Genomic DNA, 15,336 nt, shown 5'->3' on the forward strand with positions numbered 1-15,336 from the left:
TTCTCAGAACCACATCCGGATACCGGCAACGAAGCGTGCCTCATCAACATCTCCACCCTCGTCTCGGATGAAGTCAGCGGTGTTGCCGTAGGAGCGGCTCCAGGTAACGCCTATGTATGGAGCAAACTGGCGGACAATTTCATACCGTAGGCGCAGCCCGACTTCGGTATTGGCAAGGCCCGAGCCAACGCCGCGCTCAGGATCGTTCTTGCCATAGAAATTGACCTCGGCCGTGGGCTGCAAAATCAAGCGATTGGTCAGCAGGATGTCGTATTCGCCCTCAAGACGCGCAGCAGTCTGACCGTTCTCGCCTATAAACGCCGTGGCTTCGGCCTCGAAGTCATACAGAGCCATGCCCTGAATACCAAAGGCTGCCCAGGTCTGTGGGGATTCCGGTTTGAAATCCTGGCGGACCCCGGCGACCACATCCCACCAAGGGCTGACCGAGCGCCCGTACAGGAGTTGCAGCTCAGCATCTTCGGTTACCCCATTGGTGCGCTCGCCTTCCGAACGAACCCAGAGGCGATTAATGTCGCCGCCTATCCAGCCTGATGCGTCCCAGGCCAGGGTGCTGCCCTCATCGGCGTCCTGGTATTCGAGCTGGTCCAACAGGAAGAAGCTGTTGATTCCGCTGTCGTGCACTTGGTGGCCACCCAGGGGCGGAAAGGCCGACTCGCGATCCGCATCAGTGAGCACTGGAATCGGCGTGCGGCTCGTCGTGGTCGGAGAAGTCGCTGAGCTATGGTTCATCTGGGAATGGTCCATGCCCTTCATAGAGCCGTGATCCATGCCCTGCATGTTTCCATGGTTCATTTTGCTGTGGTCCATCTTGTTGTGGTCCACCGGGCTGGATTTACTCTTGCTTTGAGCATGCCCCATCTGGCTGTGATCAACAGGGGCAGGCTTTTTCTGCTGTTTGCCCATCCCCATCTTGCTGTGATCCATCGCCGGCATCGATTCGGATGGAGCAGCATCCATTTGCATGGAGCCGTGCCCCATTTTCGAATGATCCATGCCCGAGTGATCCATTTCTTCAGCAGCGAAGCTGGGCGTTACGCCCAGCATGCTGATCGAAACGGTCAGAGCCAGCAGCGAAGGCCGCCCGAGGCTATTGGCCATCTTTCCCTGCCTTAGCTTTGTCGCTGCCATGCGATTTCATCATTTTGTCGTGGTCCATGCCTTCCATCGAGCCATGGTCCATTCCCTTCATCGAGCCGTGGTCCATACCTTCCATGGAACCATGGTCCATGCCTTCATGGTTCATCCCCCGGCCCTGCTTGTCCTGCGAGCCTTTGGCTTTGCCGGCCTCTGTGGTTTTCTGGGAATGCTGATCATGATTGTCGCTGGACCACGACGACGGGGCATAAACAGCCAGAATGCCTACCATCGCAGCAGAAAGGAAAAAGGCGCTTCGTTTCATTGGTTTGCTCATCTCAAATCTCCAGTTCATTCGTCCACACGTACTTCTCGGAACATGCCCATTTCCATGTGGAACAGTAGGTGACAGTGATAGGCCCAACGTCCCAAGGCATCTGCGGTGACGCGATAGCTTCGTTTTGAGCCAGGTGGCATGTCGATGGTGTGCTTGCGAACCATGAAGTTGCCGTTCTCGTCCTCCAGATCACTCCACATACCGTGGAGGTGGATGGGGTGAGTCATCATGGTGTCGTTGACCAAGGTGATGCGAAGACGCTCGCCATATTTCAACCGCAGCGGTTCAGCGTCGGAGAATTTGATACCGTCGAACGACCACGCGAACTTCTCCATGTGGCCGGTAAGGTGCAGTTCGATTGTCCGTCCAGGCTCTCGACCATCGGGATCGATGAAGGTGCTCCGCAGATCGGCGTACGTCAGCACTCGACGCCCGTTGTTGCGTAGGCCAATTCCCGGATCGTTCAGCTTTGGCGTTGGCGACATAGTCTGCATATCGACCAGTGGGTTGTTGGTCTCGGAAGCCGGATGGCTTTGCATTGCGCCGCTCATGCCGGCCATGCCTTCATTGCCCATCCCAGTCATCTTGCTGTGGTCCATACCGGCCATGCTGCCGTGGTCCATTCCAGCCATCTTGCTGTGATCCATGCCGGCCATGCTGCCCTGGTCCATGCCAGCCATGCTGCCATGATCCATTCCGGCCATGCTGCCCTGGTCCATGCCAGCCATGCTGCCATGATCCATTCCGCCCATGCTGCCGTGGTCCATGCCCATATCGCTCATGGCGATGATCGGGCGTGGATCTACCGCCGGTACGGGCGCTTGCAAGCCTTCGCGAACTGCCAGGGTGCCTCGGGAATACCCGGTACGGTCCATGGATTGCGCGAAAATCGTATAGGCCTGTTCGTTTTCAGGCTCGACGATGACATCGTAGGTTTCAGCAACGGCGATCCGGAACTCATCGACCGATACGGGTTTGACGTACTGGCCGTCGGCAGCCACAACCGTCATCTTGAGCCCAGGAATCCGGACATCGAAATAGGTCATGGCCGAGCCGTTGATGAATCGCAGGCGGATCTTCTCGCCGGGCTTGAAGATACCCGTCCAGTTGCCGTTCGGAGCTTGGCCGTTCATGAGGTAGGTGTAGGTATACCCGCTCACATCTGCGAGGTCGGTGGGGCTCATCTTCATTTCAGCCCACATCTTCCGATCCGCTACAGCGGCCGACCAGCCTTTCTCGCTCACGTCGTCAACGAAGTCGCTGACCGTGCGCTTGTGGAAGTTGTAATAGTCGGACTGCTTCTTGAGTTTGGAGAGCACCCGCGCCGGGTCCTCATCCGTCCAATCGCTGAGCATGACGACGTAATCGCGGTCATATACAAACGGCTCGGGATCCTTAGCATCGATCACCAGTGCGCCATAGACCCCAGACTGCTCTTGGAGGCCTGAGTGGCTGTGATACCAGTAAGTGCCGTTCTGATGGACCTTGAACTTGTATTCGTACATGCCATCGGGAGCGATGCCGTGAAAGCTCAAGCCCGGCACACCGTCCATATTGGCGGGCAGGATTATGCCGTGCCAGTGAATGGAGGTGTCCTGTTTCAACTGGTTGCGTACGCGCAGCGTCACGGTGTCGCCTTCGCGCCATCGCAGGATCGGCCCTGGCACGGAGCCGTTGATGGCCATGGCCGTACGAGCTGCCCCCGTAATGTTGACGGGCAGTTCACCGATATACAGGTCGAATTCATTGCCGCTGAGCACGTTCGGTTGGCCAGGGCTGGTCACAGCCCAGACCGGCGCGCGCCACATGCCGAGCCCACCCAGAAGTCCGGTAGCGGCCAGGCCTTTGACGAATGATCGTCTCGTGGTTTTGCTTTGCATGCCGTTGCGTCCAGTCAGGTAGATCGCTGATATCCAGGCTGCTCGATGGCGCAGCCCTTGGGTTCGTTGGAGCTCTCACCAGTCTCGTAGACTTTCGCTACTGCGCGAGGCTGATGAGAGGCCGTAGTCTGAAACTGCCATAGTTCAGATTCCGGAGTGATTACATTTCTGTAAGCTCGGATCAGCAGCTCTCGTGGCCGACATGCTTGCTGGACTGTGCGGCGACCGGCGGCTGCTCTTTCTCCTGCTGCGCAACCTGATAGGCCTGCATGGAGTTTTGGCGAGCCGCTTCCATCCGCGCAAAGGTCCGGTCCGCGCCGCCCTCTGCCAGGGCGATGCCTGCCATGCCGAAGGTAACGACCATCACAATTGCTTTGACCATGTTCATCTGGAGATCCTCAGTGGGTTCTGCGCCTCATGGCGTCAGGTACAGGGTCAAATTAGCCTCGCGGTGCTGTCAGAAAACTGATCGCGACATTACTTTTCCGTCAGCTTCTGGTTGGGCGTCTTTTTTCCTGCAAACTGGAGATGCACTCCGCGTGGATGAGAGCAGATGAAATTACTCGTAGCCGAAGATGAGCCGAAAACCGGTGTCTACCTCCAGCAAGGCCTAACAGAGGCTGGCTTCACTGTAGACCGGGTGATGACAGGCACTGACGCCCTGCAACAGGCGCAGAGCGAAGCGTATGACTTGCTGATCTTGGACGTAATGATGCCGGGGCTCGATGGCTGGGAGGTCCTGCGCAAGATCCGGGCAGCGGGGAAAGACGTGCCGGTCCTCTTTCTCACGGCCCGTGATGGCGTAGATGATCGCGTTAAAGGCTTGGAGCTGGGTGCTGATGACTACCTTGTGAAGCCCTTTGCGTTCTCTGAGCTGTTGGCTCGGGTCCGCACACTGCTGCGCAGAGGCAACGGTGGTTCTGCTCAAACCACCATGAAGATGGCGGACCTTGAGGTTGACCTGCTCAAGCGCCGGGCTACGCGAAACGGCAAGCGGATCGACCTTACTGCCAAGGAGTTTGCCCTTTTGGAGCTGCTCATGCGCCGACGCGGGGAGGTGCTCCCCAAGTCGCTGATCGCTTCTCAGGTCTGGGACATGAACTTCGACAGTGACACCAACGTGATCGAGGTCGCGATTCGCCGACTGCGGGCCAAGATTGATGACGACTTCGCGCCAAAGCTCATCCATACCGCCCGAGGCATGGGCTACATGATGGATGTGGCCGAGTGATGCGCCCGCAATCATCGCTCGTCAAGCGACTGACCCTGATGTTCATGTTCGCGGTGACTGCTGTCTTGGTCGTTGCCGGCGTGGCTTTCTACGGGCTCAGCCAGCACCATTTCCGGATGCTGGATGAGCAGGCGCTCTCCGAAAAGCTGGAGTCAACGCGTCATATTCTGTCCATTTCAGTAGCGCGAGGCGGGCTCGACGATCAGAAGCAGCAGCTGCGGGCATTGCTCGGCGCACATCAGGATCTGTCGGCGAAAATCACCAAGGCTGACGGAACGGTCCTTTTTTCAGATCCCAAGGCTTCGCAAATTCCTAAGCAGTTCGAGCAGGCGCACCGGGGCGCAGTTTGGGAATGGCAGGATGAAGCGCAGAACTTCCGCGGTATCACCGCCCAGATGACCATCGCGGGCGAGCCGGAACCGGTGACGGCCGTGCTGATGCTCGATGTCACCACTCACGCGCATTTCTTTGTCACCCTGCAATGGTGGTTCGGCATCGGCCTGGTGATCAGCGCGATTGTGAGCGCAGGCTTGGGCTGGGTCGTTGCCAAGAGTGGGCTTCGGCCTGTCGGGCAAATCACCAAAGTGGCCACCGGGATGTCGGCAAGATCGCTCCGCGAGCGCATTCCGCTGGAGCCCGTACCGCTAGAGCTTCAGGAGCTCATCCTGTCTTTCAACGGGATGCTGGGACGGTTGGAGGATGCATTCGTTCGGTTGTCCAACTTCTCTGCCGATATCGCTCATGAGTTGAGAACGCCGGTCAGCAACCTACTTACCCATACCGAAGTGGTGCTCACCAAGAAGCGTGACCTGGATGCCTATGAGGAAAACCTCTATTCGAACCTTGAAGACCTCAAGCGCATGTCGCGCATGATCGACGACATGCTTTTCCTCGCGAAGGCGGATAACGGTCTGATCGTGCCTGAGCAGATTGATGTGGAGCTCTCCGAACTCGTATCCAAGCTGTTCGAGTACTACCAGTTTCTGGCTGAGGATCAAGGCATCCAGCTGACCCTCCAAGGTCGTGGCAAGGTTCGTGGCGATCTCTTGATGATTGACCGAGCGCTTTCCAACCTTTTATCGAACGCGTTGCGCTACACCCCGGAAGGCAACGAGATATCAGTGCAGATCGAGCAAACACGTGAAAACGTGACGTTGTCCATACGTAACAGCGGAGTAACCATCGATCCTCAGCACATTGGCAAGATCTTCGACCGGTTCTATCGGGCTGATCCAGCCAGACGCGAAGGCGGACCAAGCAATGCAGGCCTGGGCCTGTCGATAACACGCTCCATCATCGAGGCTCACAGCGGACGAATTTGGTGTACTTCAGCGGAGGGATTCACAACCTTTTACATCAGCCTTCCAGCCTCCAAGCGGTTGTTTGGTGAAGCCTCTTAATGCTGAATTCATCCCGGTAACCTATATTCGCCCATCATGAAACGCTTCATTCGACTGCTCACCATCCTGATGCTTATCGTGGCGCTTCCGCTTAACGGGATGGCGGGCATCGATTCGGCGACTGAACCTTGCCCAATGCAGACCATGGGCATGGAAATGATGGCGGGCATGGACCATGACTGCTGCCAGGACCAAGAGCCGGGCAAGACTGGTGACCATGCCAAATCCTGCAAGGTAGGCCAGGAGTGCAGAACTGCCAGCACAGTGCAGCTCAGCTTCCTGACGCCTGGACTGACCTATGCCAAGCCACGACCTGCCGATACCTACGCTGTAGGCATAGCAACAGGTTCTCCCCCCGATCCATGGCGTCCTCCCCGCGTCTGACTCCCTCTTAATTTCACACCATCGTTCTGCCTAGCAGCGGGCCGATGGCACGCGCCTGGGCGCTGATCTTTCGAGGAATCATTCTCATGACTCCCCAACGTTTTCAGGGACGAACTCCCACTGCCGTCCTTTTCATACTGCTGCCGGCTGTCTCAGCACAGGCGACAACGCTGCCGCTGGATGAAGCGCTGCAACTGGCTGAACGCAACGCTCCCTCTCTACAAGCCCGCCAAGAGCAGGCATCAGCTGCGCGCAACTTGGTCATTCCAGCGGGCGAACTACCCGATCCGCGCCTGAATCTTGGAGTACAAAACCTGCCGATTGAAGGCGCTGATCGCTGGAGCTTGAACAGAGACTTCATGACCATGCAGGTGGTTGGCCTGTCCCAGGACGTACCGAACCGGGACAAACGTAAAGCTCGCGTAGAGACAGCTCAGGCCACGGTCGAGCGAGCCGATGCTGAGGCGTTTGGCTGCTGTACTTGCTGGGCTACAACCTGTCGGTGGCCACAGGCGTTGGTTTCATTGCCTTGGCCGGCGTAGCGGCGGAGTTTGGCGTGATTATGCTCATTTACCTGAATAACGCTTGGGCTGAGCGTCAGGCCAGTGGCGAAACCACACGAGCAGCGCTGCTCGGCGCAATCCGTGAGGGTGCGGTGCAGCGCATCAGACCCAAGGCAATGACCGTGGCGGTCATCGTTGCAGGCCTGCTGCCCATCCTCTGGAGCAGCGGTACCGGCAGCGAGGTCATGAGTCGCATCGCGGTGCCCATGGTCGGCGGCATGCTAACCGCTCCGTTGCTCTCCCTGTTTGTAATACCTGCGGCGTACTGGCTGATCCGTCGCCGCGAACTTACTGTCACTACCCCCAACCCCTCAGGAGAAAACCAATGAAAAAGCTAATCGTCATCGCAGCCCTGGTCACAGCTTTCGCCGCCAGTGTGCATGCCCAGGACATGGATGGTATGGACATGAAGAACATGCCAGCTTCCGCCGAAGGAGGCCAAGGCACCCAGGCGGCACCCACCGCGCATGCTGAAGGGGCAATAAAGGCGCTGGATCCTCAAAGCGGAAAAATCACATTGGCCCACGGCCCGGTAGCAGAGCTCAAATGGCCGGCGATGACCATGGGTTTCCATGCTGAGCCTGCACAGCTGAAGGGCTTGAACGTAGGAGACAAGGTGAAATTTGGGTTCCGTATGGAAGGAAGCGTCGCGAAGATCGTGAGCATTCATAAGCAGTGATGTTCCAGCCTTAAATGATCGGGCACGCCTTCACACCGAGAGGATTCGGACAAGCTTACAGAAATGTAATCAATCTTCAGGACCCCGTCAGGTCGAACGCTACATACCGTCATGAGACGGTGCACTGGCATCAAATCGACCCGATACCGGAGATATGACCATGAACAGTCGCTTTGAAGAATGCATCTCGGAATGCCTGCGCTGTGCGCTGGCCTGTGAAGGCTGTGCGTCAGCCTGCCTACAAGAACAAGATGTAAAAATGATGGCTGACTGCATCAAGCTGGACAGAGATTGCGCAGATATGTGCAACCTTGCGGCTACCTTGATGGCACGAGAAAGCATGCTGGCCAAAGAGCTTTGTGCCCTATGCGCCAAAATTTGCCGGGCCTGCGGGGAGGAGTGCGGTAAGCATAAGGCAGACCACTGTCAGCAATGCGCCCAGGCCTGCATGACCTGCGCAGAATCCTGCGAAGCAATGGCTGCGTAAGCGAATTTCGCCAAACCTCCGCCTGCTTTCCATGCGCCTGATTAAGGATTTGGGTACGTCGATAATCGTCGTGCTTAGGGAGGCGGGTAGACCGCTGATGGGCATGCGCCCTGGCAGAGCCTAGCTTGGGAAGCTAGCAAACCAAAGGCGCTGCGACCCGATAGCAAAGAAGCCCGCCTCAGCGGCGGGCTATCAGATGTCTCCAAGGGGAGGCTGTAGGCCAACAAGTCTCGGAGCAAGCACTTGTAGGATACGCCTGTTGGCTCACGCCCACCAGCCCGCTTCGGCGGAAGCGAATGGTCCTACGTTCTGACGGCCGGCATTGGGAGCGGCTTGGTGAAGGCCACGTCGATTTGTAGGGCAATCCACCAAGACAAAGCCGGCTGATTATCCCCAAGCGGTATACCCTCAGGAAGAGTCAAAGGCAAAGCTAGGGGTGAATCTAGCGGGTACCCACATTTGAGGGCAAAATCACCAGCTTCGCCTACAGTGCATTGGGTTGAGGGGAAAGGTGTGGGAGCAGAGCTAGATCGGGTAAAGGATCGCAAAAGGAGCAGAGCGTTAATCGAAGACCTCTACCTGGACGCGAACCGAGTTTACGTAATTCACTACTCCTGCGAATCGTTTTATGAAAATGATACGGGGGAGTCGAAACGTGTGACATCCATCGCCACACGGAACCTAAAAACCGGCCAAACCAAATCGTGGTCCATCCATAAAGAAGCAGAGCTCAGCAAACAGCTCTCCAGCATGCAAGCAGAGCTCAATAAATTCGAAAAGTCGATGCTGAAAGGTTTTTTCCAATGGCTTGATAAGCACAAGGATTGTCGGTTCCTGCATTGGAACATGCGAGACGAAAATTTCGGGTTCTTTGCGCTTGAGCATCGCTTTCGGGTGCTCGGGGGCAAACCCGTAGAGCTGCCGGATGACAAGAAGGTTGACCTTGCGCGTGAGCTGGTTGCGTTATATGGAAGAAACTATGCCCCGCATGCCGATAGTAGGGGAAGGAAAGGCAGGATCATGGCATTGGCTGAACTCAATAATGCCAGCGACCAAGACGCACTGCCCGGCGCTGATGAGGCTGCCGCCTTTGTGAACGCTGAGTACATAAAAATGCATCAATCGACCCTAAGGAAGCTCGATATGTTTGCGAACTTCTTCGAGCGTACACATGAAAAGTCCTTGAAGACAAAATCCAAATGGTACGAGCGGAACGGGGTGCATCCTGTTGTGTTAATTGAAATCGTCAAAGACCACCCGATCTACACGACAGTTATCGTACTGAGCGGCCTTGCCATTGCCGCTGTCAATTTCAGCCGTTTCTTGGCCCTTTTCAACTAGCCCCCTGTAGTGCAAGCACCATTTCACCAATCTTTGGGCATCATTATTAGGTTTGGAGGTGTCTACAAAACTGGGACGATTCAGGTTTACTCACATGTGTTGGAGGATTAGTGCTGTCGCAGCCAGCAACGGCGCGGGCTGGGACGCTCTAGCGTGGCATTCGGGTTTAGGATACGAAGCTCATTGGAGCCTCGGGTCGAAGGCCGTCGTCACCGAACTCAAACCGCCAATACCCCACATCATGCCAAGCATCGAGCTTGAATCCGACCTGCGGAAACGTACCGATGTGCTGAAAACCGAGTCGTTCGTGCAGCCCGACACTGCCTTCATTCGGCAAGGCGATACCGGCATACGCCGAGCGATATCCCAGACGCTTCAGAACCGGCAGCAGCACGTCATAGAGCTGCCGAGCAATTCCGCTGCGGCGCTGCCCCTCGGCGACATACACCGTCACATCCACCGTCCACCGGTACGCCGCACGCGCCCGGTGCTGACTGGCGTAGGCATAGCCGACTACCCGTCCTTCTCGCACAGCCACCAGATACGGATAGGTTTGCAGCGTCGTGGAGATACGCTCACACATTTGCTCCACGCTCGGCACTGCCTCTTCGAATGAGATGGCCGTGTTGAGTACGATGGGCGCGTAGATGATCTGGATCTCTTCTGCATCCTCTGGTCTGGCGACACGAATTTCGATTCCGCTATGCATCCGACTGCTCCAAGCTGTTCAGGTGTTCGACTACTTCGTTAACTGTGCTGCGCGCGGTACGGGTGACGCCAATCAACGTCGCCGAGGCCAAGCCGGTCCAGTCGCCATATCCGACCAGCCAGAGGCGCGGCTCGCGAATAGAACGCCCCCCATCAACCTCGACCCTTCCGTAGTCATCCAGCACGTCCAGTGCCTTAAGGTGATCCAGTGCCGGCCGGAATCCAGTACACCAGACCACCACATCGACCTGGGTTTTCTCACCGTTGGGCCAGACGACCCCATCCGACGTAAATGAGGTGAAAGGCCTTACAGCACGAAGGGCCCCGCGCTCGCGAGCCCGGACTACTGAGGGCACCATGACGATATCACCAAGCCCACCGACCTGTGCGTCGATAACACGGCCCTCCTGTTGAGCCTTGAGGCGCTCGGTAGCCCGTTCGAACAGCACCCGGCCATCCACGTCATCAGGCAGAAACGCCGGTTCCTTCGTGGTTACCCACGTTGCGTCGGCGATCTCGGACAGCTCCGCGTAGATTTGCGCCCCCGAGTTGCCACCACCAACGACCAGCACGCGTTTTCCTTGGAAAGCCTCTGGTAACTGGTACTGGGCGGAGTGAATCTGCTGCCCCTGGAACAGCTCTATCCCCGGATAGGCCGGAACATTGGGCTTGCTCCAGGTCCCCGTTGCGCTGATGACGGCACGGGCTTCCCAGTTGCGGTCCTTCGAGCGCACACGAAGACCACGTGCGGTCCGCTCCACCGCCGTGATGCTGACGGGGCGAACGATAGGAAACCCGTAGCGCGCCTCGTACTGCTCCAGGTAGCTGACCACGTGATCCCTATCAGGATTACCTTCGGTGACTGGCGGCATCGGCCAGCCCGCGATGGAGCTCCAAGCGGAGGGCGAGAACAGCGTCAGCGAGTGCCAGCCATGGCGCCACGCCCCGCCCGCAGCCTCTTCAGCGTCAAGCAGCAGGAACGAGAGCTTGGCCCGCTTGAGAAAATAGGCCACCGTCAGCGCGGACTGCCCGCCGCCAATCACGATGACATCGAGTAGCTCGCCTTCGGTGGCCATGGTTTCTCCTGTCTGGCTGGAGCGCTCAGCCTTCGCCGAACTGGTTGATGTAGTTGATGTGCGCAGGCTTCTGAATCGCCCGTGGGCGAAGATCCTGCACCCATGCAATCGCCTCGCGGCGCGGCATTCCGGACTCGATCAGCAGACGGGCAGCGAACAGCCCGGTGCGGCCGGAGCCGCCCTTGCAGTGGATGGCCAGGGCCTTGTTGGATGCGAGCAAAGCGTTCAACTGGTGGCGGATCTCTCCCAGCCCGACCTCGAAGTTTTTATCCGGAGCATGATCATCCTTGATCGGCAGTTGGTACCACTCCAACCCATGCTGCTTGGCCGCGACGCCAAGCTGGGCAACTCCGTTTTCCTGAAGCTCTGCGTCCGACATCAGCGTAACCAGCGCCACGGCACCGGCCTTCTTGAGCGTATCCAGGCTTTCAGCGAGACCGCTGGTCTGGGTGCCCGGACAAGGCGTAAAAATCAGCACACCCGGAGCATGGGGCAACGATTTCAATGAGTAAGGATGCGACATGCTCATGACCTCAGATAGACCGAATATTGACTCGCTTGGATAGTTCTTCCGCCGACTCTTTGCGCTCGGAGTAGCGGTCTACCAAATAATCCTGGCGATCACGCAGCAGGAGCGTGAACTTGGTCAGTTCCTCCATCACGTCGACCAGTCGATCGTAGAAAGAAGACGGCTTCATGCGCCCGGCTTCATCGAACTCCAGGAAGGCTTTCGGCACCGACGACTGGTTCGGGATGGTAAACATACGCATCCAGCGGCCAAGCACGCGCAGTTGGTTCACCACGTTAAAGGACTGCGAGCCTCCACATACCTGCATCACCGCGAGGGTCTTGCCCTGGGTTGGGCGAACCGCGCCCATGGCCAGCGGTACCCAATCGATCTGCGCCTTGAAGACAGCACTCATTGAGCCGTGACGCTCGGGCGAGCACCACACCTGGCCCTCGGACCATTGCATCAGCTCGCGGAGTTCCAGCACCTTCTCGTGAGAGTCCGGAGCGTCATCCGGCAGCGGTAGGCCGGAAGGATCAAAGATTCGGGTTTCGGCGCCGAACTCTTCCAGCAGGCGCGCAGCCTCCTGGACCATCAAGCGGCTGAATGAGCGTTCGCGGGTCGATCCGTACAGCAGCAGGATGCGCGGTTTGTGTGTGGAAGGATCCTTCGGCGCCAGCCGCTCCAGCGACGGCAGATCAATAAGTTCTGGTTGGACATTGGGCAGGTGGTCGTTCATTTCGGTCTCCATTGATCCAGGGCCTACAGCGCGCCGATGCGGGCAAGTTCGGCTTTCAGTTCGTCCTGGCTCAGTTGCGAGAAAGGCAGCGCAATGAAGGCGCGCACGCGCTCATCAATCTTCGCAAGTGTTGTCTGGAAGGCTTCTTCGATTTCTGCCTCACTCCCGGTGACCGCCGAAGGGTCGGCCAGGCCCCAGTGGGCTTTGAGCGATGGACCGAAGAAGATCGGGCAGGCTTCGCCGGCAGCGCGGTCGCACACGGTGACAACGATGTCGGGAGGAGAGCTCTCGAAGGCATCCGAGGCCTTGCTTGAAAGACCTGCGGTGGGGATACCGGCGGCTTCCAGGGTATTCAGTGCCCGCTCATTGACCTTGCCGCTTGGGAAGCTGCCCGAGCTCACAGCTTCCATACCCTCTGGGGCCAGGTGATTGAACAGCGCCTCGGACAGGATGCTGCGGCAGCTGTTGTGGGTGCACATGAACAAGACTTTCATCAGGTATCTCCGGTTCAAAAGCTCAGGCGGATGGCCAATGCGGCCAAGGTGGCAAGCAGGATCGGCAGCGTCAGGACGATGCCGGTGCGGAAGTAGTAACCCCAGGTGATGACGATGTTCTTGCGGGCCAGCACGTGTAGCCACAGCAAGGTGGCCAGGCTGCCGATGGGGGTGATTTTCGGACCGAGGTCACAGCCGATGACGTTGGCGTAGATCATGGCCTCGCGCACGATGCCGGTGGCCTCGGCGGAATGGATCGACAAGGCCCCTACCAACACAGTGGGCATGTTGTTCATGACCGACGACAGGCCAGCGGCGAGCAGCCCCGTCCCGAGGGATGCGCCCCAGATTCCGTAGCCAGCGAAGACATTGAGGATCTGCGTCAGGTAGTCGGTGAGGCCGGCGTTACGCAGGCCATACACCACGAGGTACATGCCAAGCGAGAACACCACGACCTGCCAAGGCGCGTCCTTGAGCACCTTGCGGGTTGAAATCACGTGCCCACGCGCGGCGATCAGGTAGAGGATCAGCGCACAGGCAGCAGCGATGGCGCTGATCGGAACGCCCAGCGGCTCGATGGCGAAGAAGCCAACCAGCAACAGCGCAAGCACCCACCAGCCGGCAACGAACGTCGCCTTGTCGCGGATAGCGGCTTCGGGAGCCTTCAGTTGGTCGAGTTCATAGGTACGCGGCAGGTCCTTGCGGAAGAACCACAGCAGCATTCCCAGGGTGGCGGCGATGCTGACCAGGTTCACCGGCACCATGACCGAGGCGTATTCGCTGAAGCCAATGCCAAAGTAGTCGGCGGAAACGATGTTCACCAGGTTGGACACCACCAGCGGCAAGCTCGCGGTATCGGCGATGAAGCCCGCCGCCATGACGAATGCCAGCGTCGCCGCCGGGGAGAAGCGCAGGGCCAGCAGCATGGCGATGACGATCGGGGTCAGGATCAGTGCCGCACCGTCGTTAGCGAACAGCGCCGAGACGGCGGCGCCCAGCAGGATGATGAAGGCGAACAGCTTGCGGCTGCTGCCATTGCCCCAGCGGGCCACGTGCAATGCCGCCCACTCGAAGAACCCCGCCTCATCCAGCAGCAGGCTGATGATGATGACGGCGATGAAAGTGGCGGTAGCGTTCCAGACGATCTGCCAGACCACGGGAATATCGGACAGGCTCACGACGCCCGCCAGCAGCGCCACGACGGCCCCCAGTGCGGCGCTCCAGCCCACGCCCAGGCCTTTGGGCTGCCAGATGACGAGAACGATCGTCACCAGGAAAATCAAAAATGCGATCAGCATGACTACAACTCAATCAGCGAAGGGAATTCTCAAGCACAAGCAACAGGGCTCTGCGGCCGCTCGCCCATTTCGGCAAGGCGCAATGCATCGGGGCTCAACCATTCCTGGTTGGCATCGACCACTCCCTTCAGCATCGCGTCCACCCACTGCGGCAGTTCGGGGTGCAGTCGGTAGTACACCCATTGACCCTTGCGGCGATCCATCAGGATTCCAGCCTCGCGCAACTGGGCAAGATGCCGGGAGATCTTCGGCTGGCTCAGCTCCAGCGCGTGGGTAAGTTCGCAGACACAGAGTTCGCCTTCACGGGCGATCAGCAGGGTCATCCGGGCCCGGGTGTCATCAGCCAGGCATTTGAAAACGATGGGGGGAGTCAGTGTTTCCCGCATGTGACCTCCTGGGGAATGCGTGTACGGCCAATATCTGGAAATCCGAATATATGCCAATTCGAATATACGGTAAAGCAGATATTTACACTCGCCTCGCCTTACGGGACGTCATAAAACTGGAAAAAGCCCTCGCTTTGGGCCCTATACTGGCCGTCGATACCATCCCCAGAGTCCCCAATGAACCAGTCTGATATCTCTGTCCGATTGCTTGGTACCGATCAAATCCAAGGCCTGGCTGCGCATCTGACTGCAGCGGGCTTGCCGACCCAAGACCTTTTGCAGCCCGACCGAATGTTCTATTCCTTTCATCGGGGAGAAACGGAGCTGGGATACGGGGGCATTGAAGGAACTGGTCGGACTCGTCTGATTCGCTCACTGGTTGTCGTACCGGCCCAGCGAAAGTCAGGGATCGGTACCCTGCTGCTCAGAGCACTTGAGCGAATAGCGGAAGCTGACGGAGCCCAGAGCCTTCATCTGCTGACCACAACAGCACCCGACTTCTTCGAGGCTCGGGGATATGAGCACAGAGACCGATCTCAAGCCCCAAAGGCAATTTCCAGTTCGGAGGAGTTCAAGAGCCTTTGTCCGACCTCTGCGGTCTATATGGTGAAGGATCTGGCGACATGAACTCGGTGTCACCTCAGGGAACTCGCCTCCACGAATTTCACTGAGTCCTGCGGCGCCCTGAAGATGGCGAGCCCTGGGCCCGGCATGATTGAGCGACTTCATG

Annotated in this window: 18 protein-coding genes and 2 pseudogenes; 9 read left to right on the forward strand and 11 right to left on the reverse strand. The window is 58.1% G+C overall.

Going from position 1 to position 15,336, the window contains the following annotated elements; translation table 11 throughout:
- Positions 1 to 3: 3 nt before the first annotated feature.
- The 4 genes from ACLEJR_RS07070 to ACLEJR_RS07085 form a co-directional block, all read right to left on the reverse strand.
- A complete protein-coding gene (locus tag ACLEJR_RS07070; RefSeq protein ID WP_012316929.1) occupies positions 4 to 1,119 on the reverse strand; it encodes a copper resistance protein B in 1,116 nt (371 codons plus the stop codon).
- A complete protein-coding gene (locus tag ACLEJR_RS07075) occupies positions 1,109 to 1,432 on the reverse strand; it encodes a hypothetical protein (RefSeq protein ID WP_125924299.1) in 324 nt (107 codons plus the stop codon). The genes ACLEJR_RS07070 and ACLEJR_RS07075 overlap by 11 nt, the downstream gene beginning before the upstream one ends.
- 14 nt (positions 1,433 to 1,446) lie before the next feature.
- Complete coding sequence (locus ACLEJR_RS07080) at positions 1,447 to 3,312, reverse strand: copper resistance system multicopper oxidase (RefSeq protein ID WP_181073833.1); 1,866 nt, start codon at positions 3,310 to 3,312, stop codon at positions 1,447 to 1,449.
- Positions 3,313 to 3,493: 181 nt separating this feature from the next.
- Positions 3,494 to 3,700, reverse strand: a complete 207-nt coding sequence (locus ACLEJR_RS07085) for a co-regulatory protein PtrA N-terminal domain-containing protein (RefSeq protein WP_053868003.1) — start codon at positions 3,698 to 3,700, stop codon at positions 3,494 to 3,496.
- 165 nt (positions 3,701 to 3,865) lie between these two features.
- On the opposite strand from ACLEJR_RS07085, the gene ACLEJR_RS07090 reads away from it, so the two are divergent.
- The 8 genes and pseudogenes from ACLEJR_RS07090 to ACLEJR_RS07125 all read left to right on the forward strand — a co-directional run bounded on the left by ACLEJR_RS07090 (position 3,866) and on the right by ACLEJR_RS07125 (position 9,397).
- Entirely contained in the window at positions 3,866 to 4,543 is a 678-nt protein-coding gene (locus ACLEJR_RS07090; protein WP_012316925.1) for a heavy metal response regulator transcription factor, read from the forward strand.
- Positions 4,543 to 5,943: a heavy metal sensor histidine kinase gene (locus tag ACLEJR_RS07095; protein WP_125924308.1), complete on the forward strand. Its 1,401-nt coding sequence runs from the start codon at positions 4,543 to 4,545 to the stop codon at positions 5,941 to 5,943. The genes ACLEJR_RS07090 and ACLEJR_RS07095 overlap by 1 nt, the downstream gene beginning before the upstream one ends.
- Before the next feature lie 36 nt (positions 5,944 to 5,979).
- Entirely contained in the window at positions 5,980 to 6,327 is a 348-nt protein-coding gene (locus ACLEJR_RS07100) for a hypothetical protein (protein WP_023048569.1), read from the forward strand.
- A gap of 86 nt (positions 6,328 to 6,413) precedes the next feature.
- Positions 6,414 to 6,794, forward strand: a pseudogene (locus ACLEJR_RS07105) (TolC family protein); the annotation flags it as partial.
- Positions 6,791 to 7,219: pseudogene (locus ACLEJR_RS07110) on the forward strand (efflux RND transporter permease subunit); the annotation flags it as partial. The pseudogenes ACLEJR_RS07105 and ACLEJR_RS07110, both read left to right, overlap by 4 nt.
- Entirely contained in the window at positions 7,216 to 7,569 is a 354-nt protein-coding gene (locus ACLEJR_RS07115) for a copper-binding protein (RefSeq protein ID WP_023048565.1), read from the forward strand. The pseudogene ACLEJR_RS07110 and the gene ACLEJR_RS07115, both read left to right, overlap by 4 nt.
- A 160-nt stretch (positions 7,570 to 7,729) precedes the next feature.
- Complete coding sequence (locus ACLEJR_RS07120) at positions 7,730 to 8,056, forward strand: four-helix bundle copper-binding protein (protein WP_371263243.1); 327 nt, start codon at positions 7,730 to 7,732, stop codon at positions 8,054 to 8,056.
- Between the two features lie 657 nt (positions 8,057 to 8,713).
- Positions 8,714 to 9,397 (forward strand): hypothetical protein, encoded by a 684-nt coding sequence (locus tag ACLEJR_RS07125; RefSeq protein ID WP_172439589.1) that lies wholly within the window; start codon positions 8,714 to 8,716, stop codon positions 9,395 to 9,397.
- Between the two features lie 166 nt (positions 9,398 to 9,563).
- Here ACLEJR_RS07125 and ACLEJR_RS07130 read toward each other — a convergent pair whose 3' ends face one another.
- The 7 genes from ACLEJR_RS07130 to ACLEJR_RS07160 are packed head-to-tail and all read right to left on the reverse strand — an operon-like array spanning position 9,564 to position 14,606.
- The gene (locus tag ACLEJR_RS07130; RefSeq protein ID WP_125924296.1) at positions 9,564 to 10,106 is read right to left on the reverse strand and encodes an arsinothricin resistance N-acetyltransferase ArsN1 family B; all 543 of its coding nucleotides are present in this window, start codon (positions 10,104 to 10,106) and stop codon (positions 9,564 to 9,566) included.
- Positions 10,099 to 11,181, reverse strand: a complete 1,083-nt coding sequence (locus ACLEJR_RS07135) for an ArsO family NAD(P)H-dependent flavin-containing monooxygenase (protein ID WP_023048561.1) — start codon at positions 11,179 to 11,181, stop codon at positions 10,099 to 10,101. Before ACLEJR_RS07135 ends, ACLEJR_RS07130 begins: the two co-directional genes overlap by 8 nt.
- Positions 11,182 to 11,206: 25 nt before the next feature.
- Complete coding sequence (locus ACLEJR_RS07140; protein WP_080992800.1) at positions 11,207 to 11,710, reverse strand: cyclin-dependent kinase inhibitor 3 family protein; 504 nt, start codon at positions 11,708 to 11,710, stop codon at positions 11,207 to 11,209.
- 4 nt (positions 11,711 to 11,714) lie between these two features.
- A complete protein-coding gene (gene arsH / locus ACLEJR_RS07145) occupies positions 11,715 to 12,428 on the reverse strand; it encodes an arsenical resistance protein ArsH (protein WP_023048559.1) in 714 nt (237 codons plus the stop codon).
- Positions 12,429 to 12,451: 23 nt separating this feature from the next.
- Positions 12,452 to 12,922, reverse strand: a complete 471-nt coding sequence (locus ACLEJR_RS07150; RefSeq protein WP_023048558.1) for an arsenate reductase ArsC — start codon at positions 12,920 to 12,922, stop codon at positions 12,452 to 12,454.
- Between the two features lie 14 nt (positions 12,923 to 12,936).
- Positions 12,937 to 14,220 carry an arsenic transporter gene (locus tag ACLEJR_RS07155; RefSeq protein ID WP_049695270.1) on the reverse strand — a complete coding sequence of 428 codons (1,284 nt, stop codon included), beginning with the start codon at positions 14,218 to 14,220 and terminating at the stop codon, positions 12,937 to 12,939.
- Between the two features lie 29 nt (positions 14,221 to 14,249).
- Positions 14,250 to 14,606, reverse strand: coding sequence for a metalloregulator ArsR/SmtB family transcription factor (locus ACLEJR_RS07160; protein WP_049695271.1), 357 nt, complete (start codon positions 14,604 to 14,606; stop codon positions 14,250 to 14,252).
- Between the two features lie 177 nt (positions 14,607 to 14,783).
- Here ACLEJR_RS07160 and arsN2 point away from each other — a divergent pair, with 177 nt between their 5' ends.
- Positions 14,784 to 15,233, forward strand: a complete 450-nt coding sequence (gene arsN2, locus ACLEJR_RS07165; protein ID WP_023048556.1) for an arsenic resistance N-acetyltransferase ArsN2 — start codon at positions 14,784 to 14,786, stop codon at positions 15,231 to 15,233.
- Positions 15,234 to 15,336: the final 103 nt, after the last annotated feature.

The organism is Pseudomonas sp. SMN5, from assembly GCF_052041925.1.
GTDB lineage: Bacteria > Pseudomonadota > Gammaproteobacteria > Pseudomonadales > Pseudomonadaceae > Aquipseudomonas.

What these genes read in the sequence shown, in the direction of transcription:
- ACLEJR_RS07070 (WP_012316929.1), bottom strand. Translation starts at nt 1,119, where the DNA reads ATGGCCAATAGCCTCGGGCGGCCTTCGCTGCTGGCTCTGACCGTTTCG.
- ACLEJR_RS07075 (WP_125924299.1), bottom strand. Translation starts at nt 1,432, where the DNA reads ATGAGCAAACCAATGAAACGAAGCGCCTTTTTCCTTTCTGCTGCGATG.
- ACLEJR_RS07080 (WP_181073833.1), bottom strand. Translation starts at nt 3,312, where the DNA reads ATGCAAAGCAAAACCACGAGACGATCATTCGTCAAAGGCCTGGCCGCT.
- ACLEJR_RS07085 (WP_053868003.1), bottom strand. Translation starts at nt 3,700, where the DNA reads ATGAACATGGTCAAAGCAATTGTGATGGTCGTTACCTTCGGCATGGCA.
- ACLEJR_RS07090 (WP_012316925.1), top strand. Translation starts at nt 3,866, where the DNA reads ATGAAATTACTCGTAGCCGAAGATGAGCCGAAAACCGGTGTCTACCTC.
- ACLEJR_RS07095 (WP_125924308.1), top strand. Translation starts at nt 4,543, where the DNA reads ATGCGCCCGCAATCATCGCTCGTCAAGCGACTGACCCTGATGTTCATG.
- ACLEJR_RS07100 (WP_023048569.1), top strand. Translation starts at nt 5,980, where the DNA reads ATGAAACGCTTCATTCGACTGCTCACCATCCTGATGCTTATCGTGGCG.
- ACLEJR_RS07115 (WP_023048565.1), top strand. Translation starts at nt 7,216, where the DNA reads ATGAAAAAGCTAATCGTCATCGCAGCCCTGGTCACAGCTTTCGCCGCC.
- ACLEJR_RS07120 (WP_371263243.1), top strand. Translation starts at nt 7,730, where the DNA reads ATGAACAGTCGCTTTGAAGAATGCATCTCGGAATGCCTGCGCTGTGCG.
- ACLEJR_RS07130 (WP_125924296.1), bottom strand. Translation starts at nt 10,106, where the DNA reads ATGCATAGCGGAATCGAAATTCGTGTCGCCAGACCAGAGGATGCAGAA.
- ACLEJR_RS07135 (WP_023048561.1), bottom strand. Translation starts at nt 11,181, where the DNA reads ATGGCCACCGAAGGCGAGCTACTCGATGTCATCGTGATTGGCGGCGGG.
- ACLEJR_RS07140 (WP_080992800.1), bottom strand. Translation starts at nt 11,710, where the DNA reads ATGAGCATGTCGCATCCTTACTCATTGAAATCGTTGCCCCATGCTCCG.
- arsH (WP_023048559.1), bottom strand. Translation starts at nt 12,428, where the DNA reads ATGAACGACCACCTGCCCAATGTCCAACCAGAACTTATTGATCTGCCG.
- ACLEJR_RS07150 (WP_023048558.1), bottom strand. Translation starts at nt 12,922, where the DNA reads ATGAAAGTCTTGTTCATGTGCACCCACAACAGCTGCCGCAGCATCCTG.
- ACLEJR_RS07155 (WP_049695270.1), bottom strand. Translation starts at nt 14,220, where the DNA reads ATGCTGATCGCATTTTTGATTTTCCTGGTGACGATCGTTCTCGTCATC.
- ACLEJR_RS07160 (WP_049695271.1), bottom strand. Translation starts at nt 14,606, where the DNA reads ATGCGGGAAACACTGACTCCCCCCATCGTTTTCAAATGCCTGGCTGAT.
- arsN2 (WP_023048556.1), top strand. Translation starts at nt 14,784, where the DNA reads ATGAACCAGTCTGATATCTCTGTCCGATTGCTTGGTACCGATCAAATC.